The organism is Maritimibacter alexandrii (assembly GCF_005871115.1).
Classification (GTDB): domain Bacteria; phylum Pseudomonadota; class Alphaproteobacteria; order Rhodobacterales; family Rhodobacteraceae; genus Maritimibacter; species Maritimibacter alkaliphilus.
The window spans coordinates 529,145-555,663 of sequence record NZ_SWKQ01000009.1; the positions used below are offsets into that span (position 1 = coordinate 529,145).

The 26,519-nt window shown below is 64.2% G+C and carries 29 protein-coding genes; 16 read left to right on the forward strand and 13 right to left on the reverse strand.

Annotated elements, in window-relative coordinates; translation table 11 throughout:
• Positions 1 to 77 precede the first annotated feature (77 nt).
• The 5 genes from FCT00_RS03410 to FCT00_RS03430 all read left to right on the forward strand — a co-directional run bounded on the left by FCT00_RS03410 (position 78) and on the right by FCT00_RS03430 (position 3,607).
• On the forward strand, positions 78 to 653 hold the full coding sequence (locus tag FCT00_RS03410) for a YqgE/AlgH family protein (RefSeq protein WP_008333950.1): 576 nt from the start codon (positions 78 to 80) through the stop codon (positions 651 to 653).
• A gap of 73 nt (positions 654 to 726) precedes the next feature.
• On the forward strand, positions 727 to 1,557 hold the full coding sequence (gene fghA, locus FCT00_RS03415) for an S-formylglutathione hydrolase (protein WP_138421845.1): 831 nt from the start codon (positions 727 to 729) through the stop codon (positions 1,555 to 1,557).
• A complete protein-coding gene (locus tag FCT00_RS03420) occupies positions 1,554 to 1,997 on the forward strand; it encodes a YaiI/YqxD family protein (RefSeq protein ID WP_138421846.1) in 444 nt (147 codons plus the stop codon). Before fghA ends, FCT00_RS03420 begins: the two co-directional genes overlap by 4 nt.
• Positions 1,998 to 2,210: 213 nt before the next feature.
• Positions 2,211 to 2,576, forward strand: coding sequence for an ArsR/SmtB family transcription factor (locus FCT00_RS03425; protein WP_138422550.1), 366 nt, complete (start codon positions 2,211 to 2,213; stop codon positions 2,574 to 2,576).
• Positions 2,573 to 3,607 (forward strand): permease, encoded by a 1,035-nt coding sequence (locus FCT00_RS03430; protein WP_138421847.1) that lies wholly within the window; start codon positions 2,573 to 2,575, stop codon positions 3,605 to 3,607. Before FCT00_RS03425 ends, FCT00_RS03430 begins: the two co-directional genes overlap by 4 nt.
• On the opposite strand, the gene FCT00_RS03435 is transcribed toward FCT00_RS03430, so the two are convergent.
• Positions 3,604 to 4,035, reverse strand: coding sequence for a VOC family protein (locus tag FCT00_RS03435; RefSeq protein ID WP_138421848.1), 432 nt, complete (start codon positions 4,033 to 4,035; stop codon positions 3,604 to 3,606). The two genes, FCT00_RS03430 and FCT00_RS03435, sit on opposite strands and share 4 nt — an antisense overlap.
• A gap of 51 nt (positions 4,036 to 4,086) precedes the next feature.
• Here FCT00_RS03435 and FCT00_RS03440 point away from each other — a divergent pair, with 51 nt between their 5' ends.
• From FCT00_RS03440 to FCT00_RS03450, 3 genes are all read left to right on the forward strand, one after another.
• Positions 4,087 to 4,674, forward strand: a complete 588-nt coding sequence (locus FCT00_RS03440; RefSeq protein ID WP_138421849.1) for a TetR/AcrR family transcriptional regulator — start codon at positions 4,087 to 4,089, stop codon at positions 4,672 to 4,674.
• 92 nt (positions 4,675 to 4,766) lie between these two features.
• Positions 4,767 to 5,624, forward strand: coding sequence for a 3-mercaptopyruvate sulfurtransferase (gene sseA / locus FCT00_RS03445; RefSeq protein WP_138421850.1), 858 nt, complete (start codon positions 4,767 to 4,769; stop codon positions 5,622 to 5,624).
• A gap of 37 nt (positions 5,625 to 5,661) precedes the next feature.
• Positions 5,662 to 6,846 carry an amino acid aminotransferase gene (locus FCT00_RS03450; protein WP_138421851.1) on the forward strand — a complete coding sequence of 395 codons (1,185 nt, stop codon included), beginning with the start codon at positions 5,662 to 5,664 and terminating at the stop codon, positions 6,844 to 6,846.
• Between the two features lie 449 nt (positions 6,847 to 7,295).
• On the opposite strand, the gene lpdA is transcribed toward FCT00_RS03450, so the two are convergent.
• The 10 genes from lpdA to FCT00_RS03500 all read right to left on the reverse strand — a co-directional run bounded on the left by lpdA (position 7,296) and on the right by FCT00_RS03500 (position 18,415).
• Positions 7,296 to 8,681: a dihydrolipoyl dehydrogenase gene (gene lpdA, locus FCT00_RS03455; RefSeq protein ID WP_138421852.1), complete on the reverse strand. Its 1,386-nt coding sequence runs from the start codon at positions 8,679 to 8,681 to the stop codon at positions 7,296 to 7,298.
• Between the two features lie 84 nt (positions 8,682 to 8,765).
• Positions 8,766 to 9,176: an MAPEG family protein gene (locus tag FCT00_RS03460; protein ID WP_138421853.1), complete on the reverse strand. Its 411-nt coding sequence runs from the start codon at positions 9,174 to 9,176 to the stop codon at positions 8,766 to 8,768.
• A 7-nt stretch (positions 9,177 to 9,183) separates the two neighbouring features.
• Complete coding sequence (locus FCT00_RS03465) at positions 9,184 to 9,681, reverse strand: hypothetical protein (protein WP_040885127.1); 498 nt, start codon at positions 9,679 to 9,681, stop codon at positions 9,184 to 9,186.
• Between the two features lie 116 nt (positions 9,682 to 9,797).
• Positions 9,798 to 10,190, reverse strand: a complete 393-nt coding sequence (locus FCT00_RS03470; protein WP_138421854.1) for an MAPEG family protein — start codon at positions 10,188 to 10,190, stop codon at positions 9,798 to 9,800.
• Positions 10,191 to 10,281: 91 nt separating this feature from the next.
• Entirely contained in the window at positions 10,282 to 11,805 is a 1,524-nt protein-coding gene (gene odhB / locus FCT00_RS03475) for a 2-oxoglutarate dehydrogenase complex dihydrolipoyllysine-residue succinyltransferase (protein WP_138421855.1), read from the reverse strand.
• 4 nt (positions 11,806 to 11,809) lie between these two features.
• Complete coding sequence (locus FCT00_RS03480) at positions 11,810 to 14,785, reverse strand: 2-oxoglutarate dehydrogenase E1 component (RefSeq protein WP_138421856.1); 2,976 nt, start codon at positions 14,783 to 14,785, stop codon at positions 11,810 to 11,812.
• 59 nt (positions 14,786 to 14,844) lie between these two features.
• The gene (gene sucD / locus FCT00_RS03485; RefSeq protein WP_138421857.1) at positions 14,845 to 15,729 is read right to left on the reverse strand and encodes a succinate--CoA ligase subunit alpha; all 885 of its coding nucleotides are present in this window, start codon (positions 15,727 to 15,729) and stop codon (positions 14,845 to 14,847) included.
• Between the two features lie 2 nt (positions 15,730 to 15,731).
• Complete coding sequence (locus FCT00_RS03490; protein WP_138421858.1) at positions 15,732 to 16,478, reverse strand: sulfotransferase family 2 domain-containing protein; 747 nt, start codon at positions 16,476 to 16,478, stop codon at positions 15,732 to 15,734.
• Between the two features lie 11 nt (positions 16,479 to 16,489).
• Positions 16,490 to 17,683, reverse strand: coding sequence for an ADP-forming succinate--CoA ligase subunit beta (gene sucC / locus FCT00_RS03495; RefSeq protein WP_138421859.1), 1,194 nt, complete (start codon positions 17,681 to 17,683; stop codon positions 16,490 to 16,492).
• Between the two features lie 180 nt (positions 17,684 to 17,863).
• Positions 17,864 to 18,415, reverse strand: a complete 552-nt coding sequence (locus tag FCT00_RS03500; RefSeq protein WP_008333909.1) for a TetR/AcrR family transcriptional regulator — start codon at positions 18,413 to 18,415, stop codon at positions 17,864 to 17,866.
• A 120-nt stretch (positions 18,416 to 18,535) separates the two neighbouring features.
• Between FCT00_RS03500 and FCT00_RS03505 the strand changes: the two genes are divergently transcribed.
• Both FCT00_RS03505 and FCT00_RS03510 read left to right on the forward strand, forming a co-directional pair.
• Positions 18,536 to 19,588, forward strand: a complete 1,053-nt coding sequence (locus tag FCT00_RS03505; RefSeq protein ID WP_138421861.1) for a glycosyltransferase family 2 protein — start codon at positions 18,536 to 18,538, stop codon at positions 19,586 to 19,588.
• Positions 19,581 to 20,597, forward strand: a complete 1,017-nt coding sequence (locus FCT00_RS03510; RefSeq protein WP_171042872.1) for a glycosyltransferase family 2 protein — start codon at positions 19,581 to 19,583, stop codon at positions 20,595 to 20,597. Before FCT00_RS03505 ends, FCT00_RS03510 begins: the two co-directional genes overlap by 8 nt.
• Positions 20,598 to 20,814: 217 nt before the next feature.
• Here the strand turns inward: FCT00_RS03510 and mdh are convergent, their stop codons facing one another.
• The gene (gene mdh, locus FCT00_RS03515; protein WP_008333903.1) at positions 20,815 to 21,777 is read right to left on the reverse strand and encodes a malate dehydrogenase; all 963 of its coding nucleotides are present in this window, start codon (positions 21,775 to 21,777) and stop codon (positions 20,815 to 20,817) included.
• 152 nt (positions 21,778 to 21,929) lie between these two features.
• Here mdh and FCT00_RS03520 point away from each other — a divergent pair, with 152 nt between their 5' ends.
• Positions 21,930 to 22,682 (forward strand): sulfite exporter TauE/SafE family protein, encoded by a 753-nt coding sequence (locus FCT00_RS03520; RefSeq protein WP_235888930.1) that lies wholly within the window; start codon positions 21,930 to 21,932, stop codon positions 22,680 to 22,682.
• Here the strand turns inward: FCT00_RS03520 and FCT00_RS03525 are convergent.
• Positions 22,675 to 22,986, reverse strand: coding sequence for a hypothetical protein (locus FCT00_RS03525; RefSeq protein WP_138421863.1), 312 nt, complete (start codon positions 22,984 to 22,986; stop codon positions 22,675 to 22,677). The genes FCT00_RS03520 and FCT00_RS03525 overlap by 8 nt on opposite strands.
• 280 nt (positions 22,987 to 23,266) lie before the next feature.
• Here FCT00_RS03525 and FCT00_RS03530 point away from each other — a divergent pair, with 280 nt between their 5' ends.
• From FCT00_RS03530 to FCT00_RS03550, 5 genes are read left to right on the forward strand one after another with little or no spacing between them, the layout of a single operon-like run.
• Positions 23,267 to 24,121 carry an HpcH/HpaI aldolase/citrate lyase family protein gene (locus FCT00_RS03530; RefSeq protein ID WP_138421864.1) on the forward strand — a complete coding sequence of 285 codons (855 nt, stop codon included), beginning with the start codon at positions 23,267 to 23,269 and terminating at the stop codon, positions 24,119 to 24,121.
• Positions 24,122 to 24,124: 3 nt separating this feature from the next.
• A complete protein-coding gene (locus FCT00_RS03535; protein ID WP_138421865.1) occupies positions 24,125 to 24,670 on the forward strand; it encodes an NnrU family protein in 546 nt (181 codons plus the stop codon).
• A 9-nt stretch (positions 24,671 to 24,679) separates the two neighbouring features.
• The gene (locus tag FCT00_RS03540; protein WP_008333892.1) at positions 24,680 to 24,883 is read left to right on the forward strand and encodes a DUF1737 domain-containing protein; all 204 of its coding nucleotides are present in this window, start codon (positions 24,680 to 24,682) and stop codon (positions 24,881 to 24,883) included.
• 1 nt (position 24,884) lies between these two features.
• Positions 24,885 to 25,919: a MaoC family dehydratase gene (locus tag FCT00_RS03545; RefSeq protein ID WP_138421866.1), complete on the forward strand. Its 1,035-nt coding sequence runs from the start codon at positions 24,885 to 24,887 to the stop codon at positions 25,917 to 25,919.
• A 28-nt stretch (positions 25,920 to 25,947) separates the two neighbouring features.
• Positions 25,948 to 26,493 (forward strand): hypothetical protein, encoded by a 546-nt coding sequence (locus tag FCT00_RS03550; RefSeq protein ID WP_138421867.1) that lies wholly within the window; start codon positions 25,948 to 25,950, stop codon positions 26,491 to 26,493.
• Positions 26,494 to 26,519: the final 26 nt, after the last annotated feature.

The following is a 26,519-nucleotide window of genomic DNA, read 5'->3' on the forward strand; positions in this document are numbered from 1 at the left end:
AGTCACATTCCTGCCAGTCCCCCGCGATCCGAGCGAAGCCCTTGCAAACCTGTGGCCCGCATGCCCATCTTTGGGACATGAAGACGCCTGTGAATTTCAGCGACCTGACGGGCAAGCTGCTCGTCGCGATGCCCGGCATGGGCGATCCCCGGTTCGAATCGAGCGTGGTGTTCCTGTGCGCCTATTCGGACGAAGGCGCGATGGGCCTGATCGTGAACAAGACGGTGCCCGATATCGTGCTCGACGACGTTCTCGACCAACTTGAGATCGGGCGCGGTGCCGGAAGCGCCGGCATCCACGTTCATTTCGGCGGCCCGGTCGAGGGCGGGCGCGGCTTCGTCCTCCATTCCGGCGACTACGAGGGCAGCGCGGGCACGCTCGCGGTCGACGGCGGTTTCGGCATGACGGCGACCAAGGATATCCTTGTAGACATCGCGAACGGTGACGGGCCGGACAAGGCGCTGACCGCGCTGGGCTATGCCGGGTGGGGACCGGGCCAGCTCGAGGGCGAGTTGCAGGAAAACGCCTGGCTAATGGTGGATGCCGATGCGGCCATCGTGTTCGACAGCGACAACGAGTCCAAATGGTCGCGCGCGCTGCGCAAGCTGGGTATCGACCCTTCGGTCCTGTCGTCCGGCGGCGGGCGCGCCTGAAACATCACCAACCGCTTGCCCTTCCACGCCCCTCATGTTCAGGTCGGCGCAATGAACGAAGGAGGGGTCAACCGTGCAAATACAGTCTGAAAACGCCTGCTTTGGCGGGGTTCAGGGGGTCTATACCCATTCTTCGAACGCGACGCGCACGGACATGACCTTTGGGCTGTTCCTGCCCGAGGAAGCCCGCGAAGGGCCGGTGCCGCTTTTGTGGTATTTGTCGGGCCTGACCTGCACGCATGAGAACGCGATGACAAAGGCCGGTGCCCAAAGCTGGGCGGCCGAACATGGGATCGCGCTTGTCTTTCCCGACACGTCGCCGCGCGGACCGGGTGTGGCCGATGACGAAGCCTATGACCTTGGCCAAGGTGCGGGCTTTTACGTCAACGCCACCGAACCGCCATGGTCGCAGCATTTCCGGATGTGGGATTACATCACCGAGGATCTGCCGGAGCTTTTGTTCAACCACTTCGCCCTCGACCCTGAACGCCAGTCGATCACCGGACATTCGATGGGCGGTCACGGCGCACTCACCATCGGAATGACCCTGCCGGAACGGTTCTGCTCGATCTCGGCCTTCGCGCCGATCTGCCACCCGACCGCCTCGGACTGGGGTCAGAAGCAGCTCACCGCCTATCTCGGCGACGATCAGGACGCGTGGGAAGCGCATGACGCCGTGTTCCTGATGCGCGAACGCGGGTTCGACGGGCCGATGCTGGTCGACACCGGCACCAAGGATCAGTTCATCGATCTGCTGATGCCGGAGACTTTGATGCAGGAGGTCGGGCAGAAGCGCCAGCAGGCGATCATGCGGCTGCAACCGGGGTACGACCATTCGTATTTCTTCGTGCAGAGCTTCATGGAAGAGCATGTCGCCTTCCACGCCGAGGCGCTTTACGGGTGATCTACGTCGATGCCGACGCCTGCCCGGTCAAGGCCGAGGCGGAAGCTGTGGCCACGCGCCACAAGGTTCGGCTGGCGCTGGTGTGCAACGGCGGTCTTCGCCCGTCGTCCAACCCTCTGATCGAAGTGATCTACGTGCCCGACGGACCGGACGAAGCGGACAAGTGGATCGCCGAACGCGCCGGGCCCGGCGATGTGGTGGTGACGGGAGATATCCCGCTCGCCTCGAAATGCGTCGAAGCAGGCGCACAGGTGGTCAAACATGACGGCGAGGCGCTGACGGTCGCGAACATCGGACAGGTGCTTGCCACGCGTGATCTCATGGCGGACCTCCGGGCTGCGGACCCGTTCCGGCAGGGTGGCGGCAAGGCGTTTTCCAAAGCGCACCGGTCGCGGTTTCGCGATGGGCTGGAGCGGGCGCTCAGACGCGCTGCTGGTTGAGCGCGTTAAGAACTTCGTTAACGCTGGAGGCATGAGCGGCCTGTAACTCTCTGAAATCTATGCATTTCAGGATACTAGAATCCTAGTATCCTAGGATTCTGGTGCATACCAAGACCCCGGCCTTCACCCCACCAAACGCTCCAAATCCGCTCCCCACTGGACAGACGGACCGAATCAACTATAAATCTAGTTTATTAGTTGAAAGGTATCCTCATGACCCCCGAAGCGGCCTCCGCCGGTTTCTCTGCCATTGGCTCGGAATCCCGTCTGTCGGTTTTGAAATCCCTGGTGCGCGCTGGTGAAAGCGGGCTCAACATGGCTCGCATCCAGGAGCGGACCGGAATCGCGCCTTCCACCCTCGCCCATCACCTCAAGTTCCTCGTCGCGGGCGGCCTCGTCCTTCAGGAACGGCAGGGGCGCGAAACGATCAGCCGGGCGAGCTTCGACCAATTGCGTGCGCTTGCGGCCTACATCGTCGAGGAATGCTGCGCCGACGAATGCAGCGATACCTGCGGATCGGGCTGCGCCAAGGACGGGTGCGACGACACCTGCGGCTGCACCGGGGGAGAAGCGGCATGACCGACAGCACAGCACCGCGCGCGCCATCTGTCGGCGAGATTGCGAAGCGCCTCAGATCTCCGTGGACGGCGTCGGCCCTCGCGCTCATAACGGTCGCCGTTCTCGACCCGACCCGTCTTGCGACAATCGGCACCGATGCCCTCCGCGCCTTCGCAGGCACCCTGCCCTTCATTCTCGTCGCGGTCGCTCTGGTCGCCTATCTCAAGGCCTCCGGCGCCGAAACCCTGATCGGGCGCGCCTTCGAGAGGCGCGAGGCATCTGCCATCGTGCTCGCCGCCCTCTTCGGCGGCCTCGCCCCGTTCTGCTCCTGCGAGGTCATTCCCTTCGTCGCGGGCCTCATCGCGCTCGGGGCACCCATCGCCGCGATCATGGCCTTCTGGCTCGCATCGCCCCTGATCGACCCGGGCTCGCTCCTCATCACCGCCGCCGCGCTCGACTGGCCCTTCGCCATCGGCAAAGCCACCGCCGCCGTCGGCCTCGGCCTTTTCGGAGGCTTCGCGACCATGGCGCTCTCTCGCGCGGGTCTGCTCGCGAACGTCGCCAAACCGCGCCCGAAACAGGGATGCGGCTGCGGCGCGAACCCGGCCACCGGGCGTCCTCACTGGCGCATCTGGACCGAGGCCGCGCGCCGCCAAGCTTTCCGCCACGAAGGATGGGAAAACCTCGTGTTCCTCACCAAATGGCTGGTGCTGGCCTATATCCTGGAGGCCCTGCTCATCACCTACATGCCCGCCGAGATGATCGCCTCGGTCGTGGGCGGCACGGGCGCTGGTCCCATCGCGCTCTCGGCGCTGGTCGGTATGCCCGCCTATCTCAACAGCTACGTGGCGCCCGCCCTGCTCGCCGGTCTCATGGAACAGGGGATGAGCTCCGGGGCCGCCATGTCCTTCATGGTCGCGGGCGCGGTCAGTTCGATCCCGGCGATGGCCGCGGTCTGGGCGCTGGTGAAGCCGCGTGTCTTCGCGCTTTACCTCGGCCTCGGAGTCTTGGGCGCGATCCTTGCGGGGCTCGTCTTTCAGGCGGTGGTCTAGCCGACCTCCGCCTCCCACCGCTTCTGCATTTCTTCCCCGGTCAGCACTTCCTTGACCTTGGCCAGCATCCAGCGGTGCCCGAACGGGTCCTGCACCGTCGCCGTGCGTTCCCCGAAACTCTGATCGGCTGGCGCGCGCAGCACCATCGCGCCGGCCTGTTCGGCCTGTGCGACGACCGCATCCACATCCTCGACCTGAAGGTAAAGCGTGACCGCCGTGCCACCGATACTGTCGGGCGAGAGCGCGCCGAAATCCGGCCATTCATCAGCGAGCATCAGCCGCGCGCCACCGATCTCCAGCTCAGCATGGCCCAGCTTGCCGGAGCCCGGCTCGGTCATCCGGAAATCCTCGACCGCACCAAAGGCCGCAACGTAGAAATCGATGGCCGCCGGCGCGTCCCGGCAGACGATATAGGGAATGAGTTTCATCGCCGTCCATCCTTGCCCGACTCGCTTATTTACGTTACGTATCGTAATTAAATGAGTCAAGACACCCCCAGACCCCGCGGTCGCCCACCCTCCAAGGCCGCACGAGACAAGGCGCTCGCCGCCGCGCGCGAGATCCTGTTCGATCAGGGTTTCGGTCGATTGTCGGTCGAGGCGGTCGCGGCCCGCTCCGGCGTTGGCAAGCCGACGATCTATCGCCACTGGGCCAACGCCTCCGAGCTTGCAATGGCCGCGCTTATGGCTGGTTTTCCCGAAAGCAAGTCTCAGGGCGCGTCGCTGGAACACGCCCTCTCCCGCCAGCTCACCGACCTCGTGCGCGCCTTCGCGACGACCCGTGGCCGCCAGATCGCGATGGCGCTCGCCACCGCCGACCCGGACAGCGAATTCACCCGGGCCTTCCGCAACCGCGTGATCCTGTCCTCGCGCGAGGCGGGGCGCAGCCTGATCGCCACCGCAGCCGAACGAGGCGAGATCCCCCCGCCCGACGGGATCGAGGTCACGCTCGACATGATCTACGGCCCCGTCCTCTACCGCCTGCTCGCAGGTCACCAGCCGCTCGACGACGCCTTCGCCGCCGCGCTGGTCGACGGCGCGCTGAAGCTGCTCACCCCCGCGAAATAACGCCGTTTCGGCACGTCGCCCCCCGCCGTCCCCCTTGCCAGTCCGCCCCCCCGGCGCTAGGCAAGACCGGACCCGTGAACGAGGGGAGCACGATGGCCAAGGACGATCCGAAAACGCTGGTCTCGACCGACTGGCTCGCCCAGCACTTGAACGATCCCGATCTCAGGATCATCGACGCGTCGTGGCACATGCCCGATGCCGGGCGCGACGGTCAGGCGGAATACGACGAAGCGCACATTCCGGGGGCGCGGTTCTTCGACATCGACGAGATTTCCGATGCCCGCTCCGACCTGCCTCACATGGCCCCGCCGGTCGAAAAATTCATGTCGCGGATGCGCGCCAAGGGGATCGGCGACGGTCACCAGGTCGTGGTCTACGATTCCAACGGCATTTTTTCCGCCCCGCGTGTCTGGTGGACCTTCCGCCTGATGGGCAAGACCGATGTCGCCGTGCTGGACGGCGGCCTGCCGAAATGGCTGGCCGAAGGCCGCCCGACCGAAGACATGCCGCCGATCATCCGCGACCGCCACATGACCGTGTCCCGTCAGGCCGACATGGTGAAGGACGTGACGCAGGTCGCCGCCGCCGCCAAACTTGGTGACTGGCAGATCGTCGATGCCCGCTCCGCCGCCCGGTTCAAAGGCGAAGCGCCCGAGCCGCGCGAAGGCCTCCGCTCGGGCCATATCCCCAATTCACGCAACGTGCCCTTCACCGACCTGTTGGACGCGGACGGAACGATGAAGGATGTGGACGGCCTGAAAGCCGTGTTCGAGGCGGCAGGCGTGGACCTCGCAAAACCCGTCATCTCGTCCTGCGGCTCCGGCGTGACCGCGGCGATCATCGACCTCGCGCTCGCCCGCCTCGGCCACCCGCGCCACGCGATCTATGACGGGTCGTGGGCCGAATGGGGCATGTACAACGACCTCAAGATCGCCACCGGCGAAGCCTGAATGCGAACGGCCCCTTCGGGCTGACAAGGAGAGAGAGATGTTCGAACATCTGAACGCACAAGCTCAAGACAAGATCATGGCGCTCATGGTCGAGTACCGCGAAGACCCGCGCGACACCAAGGTCGATCTTGGTGTGGGCGTCTACAAGGACCCCACCGGCAACACCCCGGTGATGCGCGCGGTGAAAACGGCGGAGAAACAGCTGCTCGAAAAAGAGACGACCAAGAGCTACACCGCTCTCGGCGGCGACCCGGCCTTCGTCAAGGCGCTGTCCGGTCTGGTGCTGAACGGCGCGGTCGAAGAGGGCCGCCTCGCCGCGGCGGCCCAGCCCGGCGGCACGGGCGCAATTCATCAGGCGCTGGAACTTGTGAAAATGGCGAACCCCGACGCGACCGTCTGGGTGTCGGACCCGACCTGGCCGAACCACCTGTCGATCATCAAGCATCTCAAGATGAAGATGACGCCGTACCGCTATTTCGACAACGACACCCGTGCGGTCGATTTCTCCGGCATGATGGCTGACCTCGGCAATGTGGCGGCAGGCGACGTGGTGATCCTGCACGGCTGTTGCCACAACCCGACAGGCGCCAATCTGAATATGGAACAGTGGAAGGAAGTCACCGAGCTTCTGGGCGCCAAACAGGCGCTTCCGCTGATCGACATCGCTTATCAAGGCTTCGGTGACGGGCTCGAAGCGGACGCGTTAGGCGTGCGCCACATCACCTCGACCCTGCCCGAAAGCCTGATCGCGGCGAGCTGCTCCAAGAACTTCGGGGTCTATCGCGAACGCACGGGCCTTTTGATGGCGGTGTCGCCCGACGACAAGATGAAAGCCGTCACACAGCAGAACCTGACGCACCTGAACCGTCAGAACTTCTCGTTCCCGCCGGACCACGGCGCGCGCGTGGTGCAGATGATCCTCGACGATCCGACGCTTCGGACCGAATGGGAGACGGAGCTGGAGGAGGTTCGCAACACCATGCTCGGCCTGCGCACGCAACTCGCCGAGGCGTTGCAGGCGCGCACCGGCTCCGACCGTTTCGGCTTCCTCGCCGAACACCGCGGCATGTTCTCGCGCCTGGGTGCGACCCCCGAACAGGTCGAGACGATGAAGGAAAAGCACGGGATCTACATGGTCGGCGACAGCCGCATGAACATCGCCGGGCTGAATAAGGATACCGTCGACATCCTCGCCGATGCCATCGTCGATGCGGGTGTCTGACAGGGATTGCGCCGGCTTCGCCGTCGCGACGCGCCGCGCCCTTTGGGCGCGGCGTTTGCGTTTCCGACCTCCAAAATCGCGCTGACGTCGAAGCCAGAGGGGGCGCTGCCCCCGCGCCGGCCAGCAAGCTGGCCAACGCCCCCCGAGGTTTTTTGAAACAGAGAAGGGGCGGGTTTACCGCTTATTAAGGTTAACACGCTATCGTTGGCATGCGGCACCAGCTGAGGAGCCAGGGCCGTAAACGGAGAAGCCCCCTGCCATATAAGCAGGGGGTGGACCGTTCATCTTCTCTGTTTCCGGAAACCTTCGGGGGGTGAGCCCGCAGGGCGAGGGGGGCAGACAGCCCCCCTACCCGATCGCCATACACAGCCCGACCTTTCGAGGTCTTCCCCAGCCGAGCGCAGCGAGGCGCCGTCGCGACGCGGGCGTAGCCTGCGGCGCAGTGCTTCTTACATATGGATCGGCCCGTCGCCGCAGGCCAACGCCGCCTCGCGCACCGCTTCCGAGAAGGTCGGGTGAGCATGGCAGGTCCGGGCGAGGTCTTCGGCGGCCGCGCCGAATTCCATCGCCACGCAGGCCTCGTGGATCAGGTCGCCCGCCGAGGGTCCGATGATATGGACACCGAGTATGCGGTCCGTCGCCTTGTCGGACAGGATCTTCACGAAGCCGTCGCCCTGAAACACCGCTTTGGCGCGCGCATTGCCCATGAACGAGAATTTGCCGACCTTGTAGTCGCGCCCCTCATCCTTCAGCTCCTGCTCGGTTTTCCCGACAGCCGCCACTTCCGGCACCGTGTAGATCACGCTGGGGATCACGTCATAATTCACGTGACCCGCCTGACCGGCGATCGACTCGGCGACCGCCATGCCTTCGTCCTCGGCCTTATGCGCCAGCATCGGGCCGGAGGTCACGTCGCCGATTGCCCAGATGCCGTCGACGCTGGTTTTCCAGTGGTCGGTCTTGATGACGCCGCGGTCGGTCATTTCGACCCCCGCTTCGGCCGCGCCCAGCCCATCGGTGAAGGCGCGGCGACCGGTGGCGACGAGCACCACGTCGGCGTCCAGCACCTCTTCGCTGTCGTCTTTCTTGAGCTTATAGGTCACCTTGGCCTTGGTCTTCATGGCCTCGACGCCCTGAACGGCGGCCCCCAGAACGAACTCCAGCCCCTGCTTCTTCAAGAGCTTCTGGAACTGCTTGGACACCTCGGCGTCCATCGTCGGGGTGATCGTGTCGAGGTATTCCACCACCGTCACGTCCGACCCGAGCCGTGCGTAGACCGACCCCATCTCAAGCCCGATGACACCTGCGCCGATCACCACCAGTTTCTTCGGGATCTTGCCGAGCTCCAGCGCGCCGGTGGAGGTCACGACGACCTTCTCGTCGATCTCGACACCCGGCAGGCTCGACGCTTCGGACCCGGTCGCGATCACGATATTCTTGGCCTTGTGGGTCTCGTCCCCGACCGTGACCTCGCCTTTGCCCGAGATTTTGCCCCAGCCCTTTAGCCAGTCGACCTTGTTCTTCTTGAACAGGAATTCGATGCCCTTGGTGTTCTGGCCGACCACGTCGTCCTTGTAGGCAAGCATCTGCTTCCAATCGACCGAGGGCGATTTGCCCTTGAGACCCATGGTGGCGAAGTTGTGTTCGGCCTCGTGCAGCGAATGGGTCGCGTGCAGAAGCGCCTTGGACGGGATGCAGCCGACGTTCAGACAGGTGCCGCCCAGCGTATCGCGCCCTTCGACACAGGCGGTCTTGAGGCCCAGTTGGGCGCACCGGATCGCACAGACATAGCCCCCCGGCCCGCTGCCGATCACGATCACATCATAGTCTGCCATAGGTCCCTCCTTTGGCCGTTTCTTGCTGTGCACCGCGCGTACACATCATGTGCACATGCCGTACATACGATTGTCACCCCCGCCTCAAAACAGCGCGGCGAGGATCATGAGCGTCGTCGCCAAGAGGCCGACGAAAAAGATGAACGACCGCCACGGCACCCAGCCGAAGGCATAGGCCGGGATGTAGAGGACGCGCGCGCCGAGGTAGATCCAGGCGCAAGCCGCCGTGAAGCCCGTGGACTGATCCGACACCGACACCACCACGACCGCTATCGTGAACAGGATCAGCGCCTCGAAATGGTTGGTGAAGGCGCGCATGAGTCGACCGGTCCGGTCCGAAACCTGCTCGACCAGCGGGGTCTTCAGCCGGGACGTATCGCGGGGCGACGCCGTTTTGCCGACACCGAGCTCGAGGTTCGCCGGAATCGCCATCAGGGCGAACTGCACGACCTGTAGCAGGGCGGCAAGGGCGAGGACGGTGAGTTCCGGTGTCATGCTGGCCTCAGTCGAAGGTGATGGTCACGTCCGGGTAGCCCCAGACATCGGCGGTCTTGTCGCGGGTGACGGTCTGGGCGGCGGCCACGGCACCGCCCACGAGCACGCCGACGACACCCGCGTTGGCGCCTGCCGACACCGTTCCGGTGATGTCGCCCAGCGTCTTGTTCTGCGCCTGAAGCGCGCGGGTCTGGGTCCGGCCCTCGAAGCTGCACTTGACCGAAGCGGCGGGCGTGCGCGCGCCCATGTTCGGTGCGGTCACAATGGCGGGCGCGGTGAAGGACGACACGAAGCCGTCGCCGCCGAAGGTGCAGGGGATACCCGTCATCTCTTTGGGAATGCGGCTCGCGCCATTCATCACCCGCACGCTGAACGACGACGTGCCGACCTCGTTCAGGGGTTTGAGCGCCGTGTAGGGCACCGGCGCCTGATCGATCTGAGCGGGCACGGTGCAGGCGGCAAGCGCGAGGGGAGCGAGAAGCGGGAGGGCGCGGCGGATATGCATGTTGGGGCCTTTGTTAACACCCCGAAGCGGGGCGCGGCCATATCGCGCGGGAAGGGTCTTGGCGTCAACGGCCCCCCGCCGGGTGTTCACGGATTGGCGATCAGGCGCGGAAAACATCATCCGACCAGCACTCCAATCAGGATGAGGACGATGCCGAGCGTGGCCACCTGCCAGAACACCGTGCGCACCCAAGGCAGACCCGAGAGATAGGCGGGCAGATAGGCGATACGCGCCCCAAGATAGAGCGCGACGCCCCACGCGACCCAAGCCCCGCCCCGCGACGTGAGTTCCGCGACAAGTGCGACGGCGAGGAAGGCGGGGGCGGTTTCGAGAAGGTTCCAGAGCGCGCGATGGGCGCGCGCCGCAATTGGGCCGATCTCGGGCGGGTTGTCCCGCGCGCCGACCGTCCATGCGTTGCCCACGCTGCCTTTCAGAAGAAAGCTGTCCGTGCTGACGTAGACGAGGACCAGCAGCGCCAATCCGACCAGTCCCCAAAGCGCGATGGACATTCATTCGGCCTCCGACCAAGCGCCAGCGTGGGTTGCACCCGCCCTCCCCGTCCCAAACGGGACCGTAGGGTGGGTGCCAACCCACCGCACCTTACAGATCCATCAGCAGACGGCGCGGATCCTCGAGGGCTTCCTTCACCCGGACGAGGAAGGTAACGGCGCCTTTGCCGTCGACGATGCGGTGGTCGTAGGAGAGCGCCAGATACATCATCGGGCGGATCGTGATCTCGCCGTTCACGACCATCGGACGATCCTGGATTTTGTGCATGCCGAGAATGCCCGACTGCGGGGGGTTCAGGATCGGCGAAGACATGAGCGAGCCATAGACGCCACCGTTCGAGATGGTGAATGATCCACCCTGCATCTCGGCCATCGACAGCTTGCCGTCACGGGCGCGTTTGCCGAGCTCGTTGATCTTGGCTTCGATCCCGTGGAACGACATCTGATCGGCGTCGCGCACGACCGGCACGACCAGCCCGGTGGGCGTGCCGACGGCCACGCCCATGTGGACGTAGTTCTTGTAGATGACGTCGGTGCCGTCGATTTCGGCGTTCACCTCGGGCACCTCTTTCAGCGCATGGGCGCAGGCCTTCACGAAGAAGGACATGAAGCCGAGCTTGATGCCGTGCTTCTTGAAGAACAGGTCTTTGTATTCGTTACGCAGCGCCATGACCTCGGTCATGTCCACCTCGTTGTAGGTGGTGAGCATGGCCGCGGTGTTCTGCGCTTCCTTCAGACGGCGGGCGATGGTCTGGCGCAGGCGCGTCATCTTCACGCGCTCTTCGCGGGCCTCGTCGTCGGCCGAGACGGGCGCGCGCGGGGCGCTGGCCGGTGCGGGCGAGGACGCGGCGGACTTGGAGGCCGAAATCGCGGCCTGCACGTCCTCTTTCATCACGCGGCCATCGCGGCCCGTGCCCTTGACGTCATCGGATTTAAGCCCGGCCTCGGCCATCATCTTCTTGGCGGACGGTGCATCTTCCACGTCCTTGCCGGAGGACGACTTGGCCTCATCGCTCTTCGGCGCTTCGGACTTCTGCGCCGGGGCCGGGGCGTCGCCCGAGGCCGAGATCACGCCGAGTTTGGCACCGGCGGCAACCGTTTCACCCTCGTCCGCGAGGATTTCGGTGATTGTGCCAGCGGAGGGCGCGGGCACTTCGACCGACACCTTGTCGGTTTCAAGCTCACACAGCATCTCGTCCGCCGCGACGGTGTCGCCCACTTTCTTGAACCACGTCGAAACGGTCGCCTCGGACACCGATTCACCCAGCGCGGGGACCATGATGTCGACGCTGTCGCCACCACCCGAAGCGGGGGCTTCGGATTTGGGTTCATCCTTCGGCGCGTCTTTCTTATCGGACTTGGCGGGCTTGGCCCCCTCGCCTTCCTCGATCGTGGCGAGGAGCGCGTCGACACCCACGGTATCGCCCTCGTTCGCGACGATGTCGCCCAGCGTGCCGGCGGCGGGGGCCGGAACTTCGACCGTCACCTTGTCGGTTTCAAGCTCGCACAGCATTTCGTCTGCTTGCACGGCATCGCCGGGTTTCTTGAACCACGTCGCGACGGTGGCTTCGGTCACGCTTTCGCCCAGCGTGGGAACACGGACTTCGGTGCTCATGATCTTATCCTTCGATGGTCAGCGCGTCATTAACGAGCGCGGCTTGCTGTGCTTTGTGCTGGCTGGCCAGACCCGTCGCGGGCGAGGCCGAGGCGGCGCGGCCGGCGTATTTGGGCCGGTAGTTGGTTTCGCGGATGCGCGACAGGACCCATTCGATGTTGGGTTCCATGAACGTCCACGCGCCCTGGTTCTTGGGCTCTTCCTGACACCACACGACGTCGGCGTTCGGGAAGCGTTCCATTTCCTTGACCAGCGACAAGGCCGGGAAGGGATAGAACTGTTCGACCCGCAGGATGTAGACGTCGTCGATCCCCGCCTCGTCACGGGCTTCGAGCAGGTCGTAATAGACCTTGCCGGAGCACATCACGACACGGCGCACCTTGTCGTCGGACTTCAGCTCGATATCGGCGTGGCCGGTCCGCTTCTGCGCATCCGCATCGTCCCACAACACGCGGTGGAAGGACGAGCCGGAAATGAAGTCGGCGGCCTCGGACACGGCGTGCTTGTGCCGCAGAAGCGATTTCGGCGTCATCAGGATCAGCGGCTTGCGGTAGGAGCGGTGAAGCTGCCGGCGCAGGATGTGGAAGTAGTTCGCGGGCGTCGTGCAGTTGGCGACGATCCAGTTGTCGGCGCCGCACATTTGCAGGAACCGCTCAAGACGCGCCGACGAGTGTTCAGGCCCCTGCCCTTCGTAGCCATGCGGCAGCAGGCAGACGAGGCCGGACATACGCAGCCACTTCGATTCACCGGAACTGATGAACTGGTCGAACATGATCTGCGCGCCGTTGGCGAAGTCGCCGAACTGCGCCTCCCACAGCGTCAGCGCATTCGGCTCGGCCATCGAGTAGCCGTATTCGAACCCGAGCACCGCGTATTCCGACAGCATCGAGTCGATGACTTCGTAGCGCGCCTGACCCGACTTGATGTTGTTCAGCGGGTAATAGCGTTCTTCGGTGTCCTGATTGATGAGACCGGAGTGACGCTGCGAGAACGTGCCGCGCGTGGAATCCTGCCCGGCAAGGCGCACCGGATAGCCCTCGGTCAAGAGCGAACCGAAGGCCAGCGCCTCGGCCGTGGCCCAGTCGAAGCCTTTGCCGGACTTGAACATCTCGGCCTTGGTGTCGAGCAGACGCCCCACGGTCTTATGCAGCGTGAACCCGTCCGGCGCGGTGGTCAGCGCGCGCCCGACCTCCTGGAACGTGTCCTCGGAAATCGCGGTTTCGCCCCGCTGATAATCCTCGCCCTGCTTGTCGAGGTGCGACCAGCGCCCGTCCAGCCAGTCGGCCTTGTTCGGCTTGTAGTCCTTGCCCGTCTCGAACTCTTCGTTGAGGTGGGCCTGGAACGCGGCCTTCATATCCTCGATCTCGCCTTCGGGGATAAGGCCATCCTTCACCAGACGGTCGGTGTAGAGTTGCAGCGTCGTCTTGTGGGTCTTGATCTCTTTATACATGAGGGGGTTGGTGAACATCGGTTCATCCCCCTCGTTGTGGCCGAAGCGGCGGTAGCAGAAGATGTCGATCACCACGTCCTTGTGGAACTTCTGCCGGAACTCGGTCGCCACCTTGGCGGCGTGAACCACGGCCTCGGGATCGTCGCCGTTCACGTGGAAGATCGGGGCTTCCACCATCAGCGCGATATCCGTCGGATAGGGCGAGGTGCGCGAGAAACTCGGTGCGGTGGTGAAACCGATCTGGTTGTTCACGACGATATGGATCGTGCCGCCGGTGCGGTGGCCACGGATCCCCGACAGCTGGAAGCACTCGGCCACCACGCCTTGCCCGGCAAAGGCCGCGTCACCGTGCAGAAGCACCGGGATCACCTTGTGATGCTCGGGGTCTTTCAACTGGTCGCCCTTGGCGCGCGCCTTGCCCAGCACGACCGGGTTCACCGCTTCGAGGTGCGAGGGGTTGGCGGTCAGCGACAGGTGGACGGTGTTGCCGTCGAACTCCCGGTCGCTCGACGCGCCGAGGTGGTATTTCACGTCGCCCGACCCGTCCACGTCCTCGGGCTTGAAGCTGCCGCCCTGAAACTCGTTGAAGATCGCGCGGTAGGGCTTGGACATCACGTTGGCCAGCACCGACAGACGACCCCGGTGAGGCATCCCGATGACGACTTCCTCGACGCCGAGGTTGCCGCCGCGCTTGATGATCTGCTCCATCGCCGGGATCAGGGCTTCGCCACCGTCGAGGCCGAACCGCTTGGTGCCCATGTATTTGACGTGCAGGAACTTCTCGAAACCTTCGGCCTCGACCAGCTTGTTCAGGATCGCGCGCCGCCCTTCGCGGGTGAAGCGGATTTCCTTGCCGTAGCCTTCGATCCGTTCCTTGAGCCAGCCGGCTTCTTCCGGGTTCGAAATGTGCATGTATTGCAGCGCGAAGGTGCCGCAGTAGGTGGCGCGCACGATGTCGATGATCTGACGCATCGACGCGACTTCGAGCCCGAGCACATTGTCGAGGAAGATCGGGCGATCCATGTCCGCCTCGGTGAAGCCGTAGGATTTCGGGTCAAGCTCGGCGTGGCCCGACGTGTCGCGCATCCCCAGCGGGTCGATGTCGGCGGCAAGGTGGCCCCTGATCCGGTAGGCCCGGATAATCATCAGCGCGCGGACCGAGTCGAGCACGGCGCGTTTGATCGCGTCCTCGGAAATCTCGATTTCGCGGTTCGACGCCTCGTCCGCGATCTTTTTCGCCAAATCCTTGGGCGCTTTTTCCGGCTCGGCGGGCCATTGACCGTCAAGCGCGTGGGTCAGGTCATCGCTGGGCTGCGGCGGCCAGTCGGCGCGCATCCACGACGGCCCCTGCGCCTCGCGTTTGACCGACACCTCGTCATCCCCAAGCTCGCGAAAGAACGCCTGCCATGCCTCGTCGACCGCATTCGGGTCGTTGGCGTATTTGGCATAGAGCTGTTCGAGATACTCGGCGTTGTGTCCCTGCATGAACGAAGAGGCATGGAACTGGTCGTTGGGGCTTTGGTCCGTCATGGCTTCACCTGACAAAATGGTTTACGCGCGCCCGGACCATACCGGACACGCGCGTTTTCTTACTTGCCGATTGCTTCCAGCACGGCTTCGCCAAGCTGGGCCGGGCTTTCCGCGACGACGATACCGGCCGATTTCATGGCTTCGATCTTGTCCTCGGCACCGCCTTTGCCGCCAGCCACAATCGCGCCAGCGTGGCCCATGCGGCGGCCCGGAGGGGCCGTGCGCCCGGCAATAAAGCCCGCGACGGGTTTCTTGCGACCTTTTTTGGCTTCGTCCTTAAGGAACTGTGCCGCTTCTTCTTCGGCGGAGCCGCCGATTTCACCGATCATGATGATCGACTCGGTCTCATCATCCGCGAGGAACCATTCCAACACGTCGATGTGCTCGGTGCCCTTGATCGGGTCGCCGCCGATGCCGACGCAGGACGACTGGCCAAGGCCGACGTCGGTGGTCTGCTTCACAGCCTCATAGGTCAGCGTGCCCGAGCGGGACACGACCCCGACGGTGCCGCGCTTGTGGATGTGGCCCGGCATGATGCCGATCTTGCAGGCGTCGGGCGTGATGACGCCGGGGCAGTTCGGGCCGATCAGGATCGACGACGACCCTTCCAGCGCGCGCTTGACCTTCATCATGTCCATGACCGGGATGCCCTCGGTGATGCAGACGATCAGCTCCATCTCGGCGTCGATGGCCTCGAGGATCGAGTCGGCGGCGAAGGGCGGCGGCACGTAGATGACGGAAGCGTTGGCTTCGGTCTTGTGCTTGGCCTCGTGGACCGAGTTGAACACGGGCAGGTCGAGATGCGTCTGGCCGCCTTTGCCGGGGGTCACGCCGCCGACCATCTTGGTGCCGTAGGCGATCGCCTGTTCCGAGTGGAAGGTGCCCTGCGAGCCGGTGAAGCCCTGGCAGATCACCTTGGTGTTTTCATCAACGAGTACGGCCATTGTTATATGGTTCCTGTCTGTTGCGTGTTGCGTTGGTCGCGGCGGGGCATATCGACCCACTGTCCCAGAAAGTCGTATTCGGGTTCCAGCCACGTCATGAGTGCGTCAAAGGCCGCGTCCGACAGGTCGTCGATCGTGGCCCTGTAGGCCTTTGGGGAAGCGTTCCGGTGCGGAATGGTGAAATCGGCCACGCCGGTGCGCGCGCGGATGTCGGTTTGAAGCTGGTCAAGCTCGTGCACCGTATAGATGCGGTCGTAGATCCCCAGATCGGGGCCAAGGAACCAGCTTGCCGACTGCACGTGATGGGCGACGGCCGGATAGGTCGCGGCATAATGGTCGAGGTTCAGCACGAACTGGTCGAGCGTCGGGCGCGGGTCCAGCATCGGCTGCGCCCCCATCCCGCCGGTGACCTTGCGCATGATCCGGGTCAGACCCGATCCCATGCGCCGGTCGTTCGCAATCTCCAACCGGCCCGCCCCCATGACCCGCTCCGACCAGGTGGAGAGCACCCGTTCGGCGGGGTCACGGATCACGGCGAAAAGCCAGGGATCGTCAAGCTGGGCGAAATCGCCCCGCTCGAACCGCGTCGTCGGAAAAGCCTGCTGGAGCCCCAGCCGCTTGCCGTCCGTTTCGACGCCCCTGAACTCGGTGCCATGCTCGAGCCGGTACATGGCCCGTTTCAACGACGTGCACGCGGCCTTGGGAACGGCCGCGTAAACGAGGTTGTATGTCGGGACCACGAAGACCATTCGTCCGGGCCTTAGCCTTTCACCGCTTTCACGATCTTCTGCGCACCGTCCTTCAGGTCGTCGGCAGCGATCACGTTCAGGCCGGAGTTCGCGATGATCTCTTTCCCCTTGTCGACGTTCGTGCCTTCGAGGCGGACGACGAGCGGCACTTCGAGACCGACTTCCTTCACCGCGGCGATCACCCCCTCGGCGATGACGTCGCAGCGCATGATGCCGCCGAAGATGTTCACGAGGATGCCCTTCACGTTTTTGTCGGACGTGATGATCTTGAAGGCTTCCGTCACTTTCTCTTTCGTGGCGCCGCCGCCGACATCGAGGAAGTTGGCCGGTTCCGCACCGTAAAGCTTGATGATGTCCATCGTCGCCATGGCGAGGCCCGCGCCGTTCACCATGCAACCGATCTCACCGTCGAGCGCGATGTAGTTCAGGTCGTACTTGGAGGCCTCGAGTTCCTTCGAGTCCTCTTCCGTCTCGTCCCGCAGGTTCGCGACATCCGGCTGGCGGTACAGCGCGTTGCCGTCGAACCCGAACTTGGCGTCGAGCACTTTGAGGTCGCCGCCGTCGGTGACGATCAGCGGGTTGATCTCGAGCATCTCCATGTCGCGCTCGGTGAACACCTTGTAAAGGGTGGCCATCAGCGACACGCACTGCTTGACCTGCGGACCTTCGAGGCCGAGGGCGAAGGCGATGCGGCGGCCGTGGAACGGCTGATAGCCGGTCGCGGGATCGACCGAGAAGGAGAGGATCTTTTCGGGGGTCGACGCGGCCACCTCTTCGATATCCATGCCGCCCTCGGTCGAGCAGACGAAGGACACGCGCGAGGTTTGGCGGTCCACCAGCAGCGCGAGGTACAGTTCGGTTTCGATGCCCGAGCCTGCTTCGATGTAGATGCGGTTGACCTGCTTGCCCGCCGGACCGGTCTGGTGCGTGACCAGCGTGCGGCCGAGCATCTTCTTGGCTTCTTCGGCGGCTTCTTCCACCGACTTGGCGAGGCGCACGCCGCCCTTTTCCCCGGCGCTTTCTTCCTTGAAGTGGCCCTTGCCGCGGCCGCCAGCGTGAATCTGAGCTTTCACGACCCAGAGCGGGCCGTCCAGTTCGCTGGCTTTGGTCTTGGCTTCTTCGGCCTTCATGACCACACGGCCATCGGAGACCGGAGCGCCATAATCGCGAAGGAGCGCCTTCGCCTGATATTCATGGATGTTCATGAACTCGTCCCATCTGGTTTGCGTTCGGGCCCTACATGCACCCGCGCGAACCGCCATGAAACGTATTTTTCGGTGTTACCGATAAAATGGCCAAGAATTGCGCAGCTTGTGATCACACCCCGCGAAGTCGTGATCACAAAACTCCGGTGCGTCAGCCGGTCGCAGCGGAGATTCGGGGCTTCAGCCCTGTTTTTGCAGTCCGCGCATCATCAGGTCATAGGCGGCGCGGCGGCCTTCGGGCCCGATATTCGGCGTGGTCGCGGCGGCTGCGAGCATGACGGCGAAGATCACGATGTCGGCTTCGCGCAGATCCTCGCGCACCGTTCCCGCCGAAATCGCGGCCTGAACATGGGGGCGCAGCAGTGCGTGGAAGCGGTCGATGGCTTCGAGCAGAACCGGGTCTTCGCGGCTTTGCGCACGCAGGAAATCGGCGACCGGCGCGTAGTGGATCATCTGATCGTAGAACATCGGAGTGATTTCGTTGATCGATGTCTCGGTCACGTCCAGCTTGCTGCTGGTTTCTTCGAGCTTGCTCAGGAACAGATCCAGCATTTCGTTGATAAGTGCGCGGCGGTCCGGGAAGTGCCGGAAGAACGTCGCACGTCCCACGCCGGCCCGTTGCGCGATGGAGTCGAGTGGTGCCCCCACGCCGCGCTCGACGAAGATTTCATCCGCAGCCTCGAGGATGCGCACACGATTTTCGGCGAAATCCGCCCTGCGTTTAACTGCCATGTCAGTCCTTTGTCCGTCATCGTGTTGTGACGCCTCGAACACCAAAACAAAAGGGTTAACTGGACTTAAAGCCGTCAATGACCCTAGCTTAACACAAATCACGGCACAAATGACCCCCAAGTGAAACAGAACGTATCGACTGCATCGGGAAAACCGCCGCGTTGGGGCGTCGTGGCCACGGTGCGCGAGCCGGTCGCGCTGATCGTGGGCTTTGCCTGTCATCACCTCGCACTGGGCGCCGAGCGGGTTCACCTGTTCTTCGACGTGTCGCATGACCCGGCGGCCAAGGTGGCGGCGACCATTCCCGGTGTCACGGTGACGCTATGCGACGCCGACCACTGGCGAGAGGCCGGGTTCGCAAAGCCACCTGCGCTTCAGACCAAACGACAGACGGTGAATGCGAACCGGGTCATGGCGCAGAGCGATCTGGATTGGCTGCTTCACGCGGATGCCGATGAGTTGCTCTGGTTGCCGGGGCCTCTGGCCGACGAGCTGGCCCAGGTGCCCGACGGCGCGTGGCTTCATATTCCCAATGTCGAGCGATGCTGGCAGGCGGCACCGGACGGCGAGATCTACGGCGGGATTTTTCGCGGGCCGTTGCATGACATGCCCGGTCTGGCGGAACGGGTCTATGGCAAGCGCGCGGCGGCGTTGTCCGGCGGCATGGGCGGCTATTCCGCGGGCAAGGCCATGGCCCGCGTCGGCGAGGGGTTTCTGGCCATCCACAAGGTGCGGGACGCCGAAGGCGCGCCGGTGCGCCCGTCGGTCCCGGCACCGGGCGCGCGCATCCTGCATTTCGACGGGATCACGCCCGCGCATTGGGCGCTCAAGAACCTGCGCTATGCCGAGCAGGGCGCGGCCATGAACAAGCTCCTGAACACACAGCGTATGGCCTCGATCGGCGCGATCCTACAGGCGCCGAACCCCGAGCGGGCCGGGGCGCGGGTCTATGAGGCGCTCTATCGCCTGAACGAGGACGAGGCCGCGACACTGCGCGAGGCCGGGGCGCTCTTTGACTACCCTGTGGATGTGGCGGGGGCGGTCGCGCGGGTGGCCCCGCATCTTTCGCCGGATTTCAGCGCAGAGGGGTTCGACCGGCTGCATCGGGCCGAGCTTTCGGCCCGCGCGCAATCCATCGTCCGCCAGAAGCGTCAGGCCAGACGCAATGCCTGATCGCCGTTGGGGCGTGGTCGCGACGGTGCGCGAACCTATCGACCTCGTGCTCGCCTTCGCCTGCCATCACCTCCACATGGGGGCCGAAGTCACGCTGTTCTTTGACGACCCCGACGATCCGGCGGCGGCGGTGCTGGACGGCGTGGACGGCGTGCACGTGATCCGCTGCGACGCCGCGCACTGGTCTGCGTTGGGATGGGACAGGCGGCCGGACATTCAGACGCCAAGGCAGAACACCAACTTCCGGTGGGCCGTGGCACAGGGACTGGCGGATTGGCTGATCCATCTGGACGCGGACGAGTTTCTCTGGGCACCGGAGGGGGTCTGGCACGACGTGGACGCGGTGGGCGACGCCGACTGGCTGGCCGTTCCGCCGTGGGAACGGGTCTTGGCGCCCGGCGACACGGGGCTTTTCGCCGGTGCGTTCCGGGGCGCGGTCGAGGGCAAGCTGGCCGACGTTTACGGCGATGACGCCCGCTTTCTGGAGCCGAAGGGGATGGCCGGCTATGCCTCGGCCAAGCCGATGGTGCCCGCATACATGCCGCACCACGTCGTGACGCACCGGGTCATGGGGCCAGACGGGCCGCGGCCGCGGCGCAGAGCCGAAAGGATGCGCATTCTGCATTTCGAAGGGCTGACGCCGACGCACTGGGCGGTGAAGCAACTCCGCTATGCCGTGCAATCGGAGCGGCGCATCCTGATGCGGCCTGCACGTTACGCCGCTTTGCGCGAAATCATCGCGGCGCGGGACGTGAAAGCGGCGGCGCTCGAGCGGTTCGAACGGACCTATCGACTGTCGGTCGACACGCTGGCGACCCTGTCGGCGCGCGGGGCGCTGCACAGCGTGCCGTTCGATATCGAGGGCATCGTCGCGCGTCACGCTCCGCAGGTGGAATTCGATGCGACCGGCGCGCGGCTGGACCTCGCGCTAGCCCCCCGTCTGGACGAACTTGCCGCAGAAGTGTCGGCACGTCGGGGCGCGTTGCTTTCGGTGCCTGCGCCGGGATGAGGGGCGGTGGGGCGTGGTTTGGAAGGGGTTCTTGGACGCGCGTGTCGGAATCCTAGGATACTAGGATACTAGTATCCTCCCCGAAAACATCCCTTTTCTTCCAAAGACTTAACTCCACGAAATCCCGCCAAAGGTTAACGCAGCGCCGTCACCCCCCAAAAACGTAAAAGGGCCGGGCAACCGCCCGACCCTCTCGAAACTTACCTGTGGACTGCGATCAGCCGAGGTTCGAGTCGATGCCCTTGCAGGCTTCGACAAGGCCCTTCACCGCTTCGACCGAGTTGTCGAACATCGCCTGCTCGTCCTTGGTCATCTTGATGTCCACGATGCGCTCGATGCCGCCGGCACCGATCACGGTCGGAACGCCGACATACATGCCGTTCAGGCCCAGCGCACCATCGACCCATGCCGCGCAGGGCAGGAGGCGTTTCTGGTCCTTGAGATAGGCTTCCGCCATCTCGATGGCCGAGGCGGCGGGCGCATAGAACGCCGAGCCGGTCTTGAGCAGGCCGACGATTTCGGCGCCGCCGTCACGGGTGCGCTGCACGATCGCGTCGAGCTTGTCCTGCGTCGTCCAGCCCATCTCCACCAGATCGGGGAGCGGGATACCGGCGACGGTCGAATAGCGCACCAGCGGCACCATCGTGTCGCCGTGGCCGCCCAGCACGAAGGCGGTGACGTCTTTCATCGACACGTCGAATTCGACCGACAGGAAGTGACGGAAACGACCGGCGTCCAGAACGCCCGCCATGCCGACGACCTTCTCCGGCGGCAGGCCGGAATACTGCTGAAGCGCCCAGACCATCGCGTCGAGCGGGTTGGTGATGCAGATCACGAACGCGTCCGGCGCGTTGTCCCGGATGCCTTCGCCGACCGATTTCATCACCTTCAGGTTGATGCCGAGGAGGTCGTCACGCGACATGCCGGGCTTGCGCGGCACACCGGCGGTGACGATGCAGACGTCCGCGCCCGCGATGTCGGCGTAATCGTTCGTGCCCTTCAGCGCCGCGTCGAAGCCTTCGACCGGGCCGCTTTCCGCGATGTCCAGCGCCTTGCCCTGCGGGGTGCCTTCGGCGATGTCGAAAAGGATGACGTCACCGAGTTCCTTGAGGGCGGCGAGGTGAGCGAGCGTGCCGCCGATCTGGCCTGCGCCGATGAGCGCGATCTTGGGTCGAGCCATGTGATTGATCTCCGATCAGGTTTTACTGTCCTCGCGCTGCCTAGCCCCGTTCACCAGACGGCGCAAGGGCGCTGCATTGCGGCAGGATGCCTTGCAGGCCCCGTTGATACCGCTAAAGGTGTGGGCAATCAGAGACTTCGGGAGCGCGCGCTTTGGAAATCGACCTCATGTTCTTCCTCGTCGCGATCCCGGCCGTGATCTTCGCGGGGATATCCAAGGGCGGCTTCGGGTCCGGGGCGGCCTTTGCCGCGACACCGCTTTTGGCGCTGATTCTGGAACCAGGCCAGGCCGTCGGTCTGATGCTGCCGCTTCTCATGCTGATGGATGTCACTGCGCTCAAGCCCTACTGGAAGAAGTGGGATCGCTTCGCAGCACTGATGCTGATCCTCGGTGCCATTCCCGGTGTGGCGCTTGGTGCGGTCTTCTACCATCTGGCCGATCCGGATGTGTTCAGGCTGCTGATCGGCGCCGTCGCGATCGGGTTCGTCGCGTTTCAACTGGCACGGAAACTCGGGCTGCTTCGGCCCGCCCGGCAGCCGATGGGCCGAACCGGCGGGCTCATCTCGGGCACGGTCGGTGGCTTCACCTCGTTCGTCAGTCACGCCGGCGGCCCGCCCGCCGCGGTCTTCCTTCTGTCACGCGGGCTGGACAAGACGACGTATCAGGCGACCACCGTCTTGGTGTTCTGGGCGATCAACCTGATGAAGTTCGTGCCCTATATGTTTCTGGGCATCTTCACGTGGCAGTCGCTCAAGGCGGACCTGATACTGATTCCCGCCGCGGTGATCGGCGTCTGGCTCGGGGTCAAACTTCACGACATCATCCCCGAGCGCCTTTATTTCACGATCACATATACGCTCCTCGTCCTCACCGGGACCAAGCTGATCGCGGATGCGCTTACGTAGGCTGGCCCGCAGGCGTCACCTCGTCCTCGACACGTTCCCAGGCCTGGCCCGCACCGATGATGCAGGTGCGCCCGTCGGGCGTGGTCATGGTCAGGGTCCATGTGCCGGTTTCGGGCGAGGCGAACATCTCGACGATCCGGTTGCCGGACGCGAGTCCGATGGACTGGCGCGCCTCGCCGAAGCGGTCGGCGAGGTGTCCGACGACATGGTCACGGGTCGAGCAATTGGCGGTCTGGGCGGCTGCGGTCGACGCGGCGAGCGTGGACAGGCAGACGAGGGTCGATGCGATAAGGGTCCGTTTCATGGTTCGGTCCTTCAGGTCGGGGCTTGCTGGCCAGCCGGTAGTCCGACGGCAAACCCTGTGACATCGCCGGGCTTGTCCCCGTGGCGTGATGGCCAACCGCATTGGGCCTCCGTCGCCCGGCTTGTGCATTCATCCTCGCGCCACATCCCCGAAAGTTTGGTTAACGGCAGGGGCGTTGCTTCGTCTCCCCCGCGTTTTTCTGCATTGCGGCACATTGACCCTTGCCAATTCGTGCGCCCCATGTTGGTTTCGCGCAACAAAATTGCTCAGAGGTAGAATCATGACCCAATCGACGCGCCCCGTCCGCTCCGTGCTCTACATTCCCGGCTCGAAAGAGCGGGCGCTGGACAAGGCGCGGGGGTTGCCCGCCGATGCGATCATCTTCGACCTCGAGGACGCCGTGACCCCCGACGCCAAGGCGGATGCACGGGCCACCCTGCGCGCGGAACTGGACAAGGGCGGCTTCGGCAACCGGATGCGGATCGTGCGGATCAACGGGTTCGATACGGTCTGGGGTCGTCAGGACGTCGAAGCGATGCAGGGCGCCGAAATCGACGCGCTGCTTCTGCCCAAGGTGAACTCGGCCTACGATCTGCAAACGCTGGCCGACATGATCCCCGATGTCCCGCTCTGGGCGATGATGGAGACGCCCGAGGGCATCCTGAACGCGCGCGAGATCGCGGCCCACCCGCGTCTGGCGGGGATCGTCATGGGCACCAACGATCTGGTCAAGGAACTGGGTTGCCGCGTCACACCCGACCGCTCCACCGTCATGACCAGCCTTCAGATCAGCCTGATCGCGGCCCGTGCCGCTGGCGCCCTGATCGTCGATGGAGTCTACAATGCGTTCAAGGACGACGACGGTCTGCGCGCGGAATGCGAACAGGGCCGCGACCTCGGCTTCGACGGCAAGACGCTGATCCACCCCGCGCAGATCGAAATCGCGAACGAGCTCTTCGCGCCCTCCGAGGCCGACATCGACCTCGCCCGCCGCCAGATCGCGGCCTTTGAAGAGGTCGAGGCTTCGGGACAGGGCGTGGCGGTCGTCGATGGAAAGATCGTCGAGAATCTGCATATCGTGACCGCGAAAGCTCTGCTCGCGAAAGCAGAGGCCATCGCCAGTCTCGAAGGATAAGCCATGCTCGTTCTCATTCTGGGCGTCCTCATCTGGGCGCTCGCGCATCTGTTCAAACGTATCGCGCCCACGGCGCGCGCCAATATGGGCGACAAGGCCAAGGGGCCTGTCGCGCTTTTGTCTCTCGCCGGGATCGTCCTGATGGTGATCGGCTACCGGATGTGGGACGGGTCGGTCTATTGGGGCCGCAGTCCCGCAATGGTGGGTATCAACAACCTGCTCATGCTGTTCGCGGTCTACCTGTTCGCGGCGTCCGGCATGAAAACGTGGATCACGTCCAAGATCCGCCACCCGCAGCTTACCGGCGTCAAGACATGGGCCATCGCGCACCTGCTGGTGAACGGCGACATGCCGTCCTTCGTGCTGTTCGGGGGCCTTCTGACTTGGGCCGTGATCGAAGTGATCCTCATCAATCGTCAAGCCAAACCCGCCAAAAACACCGGACCCTTCCCGGTCGGCAAGGAAATCGGGGCTGCCGTCGGTGCCGTCGTCGTCTTCGCCGCCATCGCGGGCGTCCACTACTGGCTCGGCTACCCGGCGTTCGGATAAGGAGCAGCCATGCAACTCTATCGATTTCTGTCCGCCGACGACACGTCGGAGTTCTGCCACAAGGTGACGGCGGCCCTGAACAAGGGCTGGGTGCTTCACGGCAGCCCGACCTATGCCTTCGACGCCGCCAACGGCGTGATGCGCTGCGGTCAGGCCGTGACCAAGGACGCCCCCGGCGACTACCACCCCGACATCAAGCTGGGAGAGCAATAGCGTGGCAAAGACCAATCCGGGCCGGTTTTTCGAGGATTATCGCATCGGCGAGGTGATTACCCATGCCGTGCCGCGCACGGTATCGGGGGGCGAGCGTGCGATGTATCACGCGCTCTATCCGGCCCGTCACGCGCTCTACTCCTCCGACGAATTCGCGCGGGAGTGCGGGCTGGATGCCTCACCGTTCGACGACCTTGCCGCGTTCCACGTGGTGTTCGGCAAGTCGGTCCCGGACATCTCCCTGAACGCGGTCGCGAACCTTGGCTACGCCGAAGGGCGTTGGCTGAAACCGGTCTGGCCGGGCGACACGTTGCGTTCGGAGTCCAAGGTGATCGGGCTCAAGCAGAACTCGAACGCCAAATCGGGCGTCGTCTACGTCAAGACGACCGGCTACAACCAGCATGACGAGCCGGTGCTGGAGTACATCCGCTGGGTCATGGTGCGGAAGAAAGACCTTTCCGCCGATGCGCCGGACACGCTGGTGCCGGAGTTGAGACAGGTCGTGCCGGTGGAGGATCTGGTGATCCCCGAAGGGCTCGATTTCTCACGCTACGAGTTCAAGCTGGCGGGCGAGCGGCACAGGTTCGGCGATTACGAGATCGGCGAAAAGATCGACCATGTGGATGGTGTCACCGTCGAGGAAGCCGAGCACATGATCGCCACGCGCCTGTGGCAGAACACGGCCAAGGTGCATTTCGACGCGACCAACCGCGAGGACGGCAAGCGCCTGATCTACGGCGGGCACGTGATTTCGATGGCCCGGAGCCTCAGCTTCAACGGTCTGGCAAACGCGCAGATGATCGTCGGCCTGAACGCGGGCGCCCATTCCAACCCGTGCTTCGCGGGCGACACCGTGCGGGCATGGTCCGAAGTGCTCGACAAGGCCGAAACCCCGGCGCCCGGCGTGGGGGCGGTGCGGTTGCGGCTAGTGGCGACCAAAGGCGACATTCAGGACTTCGCGCTCAAGGGCGAGGACGGGAAATACCTGCCCCACGTGATGCTCGATCTTGACTACTGGGCGCTGATGCCGATGTGATGACCCCGTTACTTAGGGGTATTCGCACATGAAATTTCTGAAAGAGGGGCTTGGCTTCGTCGGCGGATTGCTGGCTGCCGGCGTCGCCGGTTTCGCCCTATTCGATCGCGCCACCGATACGACGGTCAGCACTATCGACGACCTCGTCGCAAGTCTCGACAGCATTGCCACGTCGATCTCGGATCAGGGTATCGCGCCCCAGAACGACGAACAGTTGGAAAAGGCCATCAGCGCCTTGGGCGGCGTTTCGCAGGCTCTGGCCGAAACCGCCGACAACAGTGGCGAAAGCGGCTCTTACCTACGCGTCTTCAGCGGTGTCTTCGACCTGCCGCCCAACAGCGCCGTCGACCTCGACGCGCCGGACGGCGACTTCGCCAGCCTCGGCTTCCACCGTTTCAAAAGCGGGAGCGAGACCTGGGCCGGCGTCTATTTCAACGGCGAGGAGCATAACCTGCTTCCCGGTGAATTGCTGAGGTTCCCGCAGGAAACGGAAACATGTCAGGTCATGTATGTCGGACCGACCGATGCCGAGGCGACCGCGGCGCGGTTTCGCTTTCGGTGCCGTGACAGCTAGTTCTTGACGGCGCCCGCGGTTCGCGC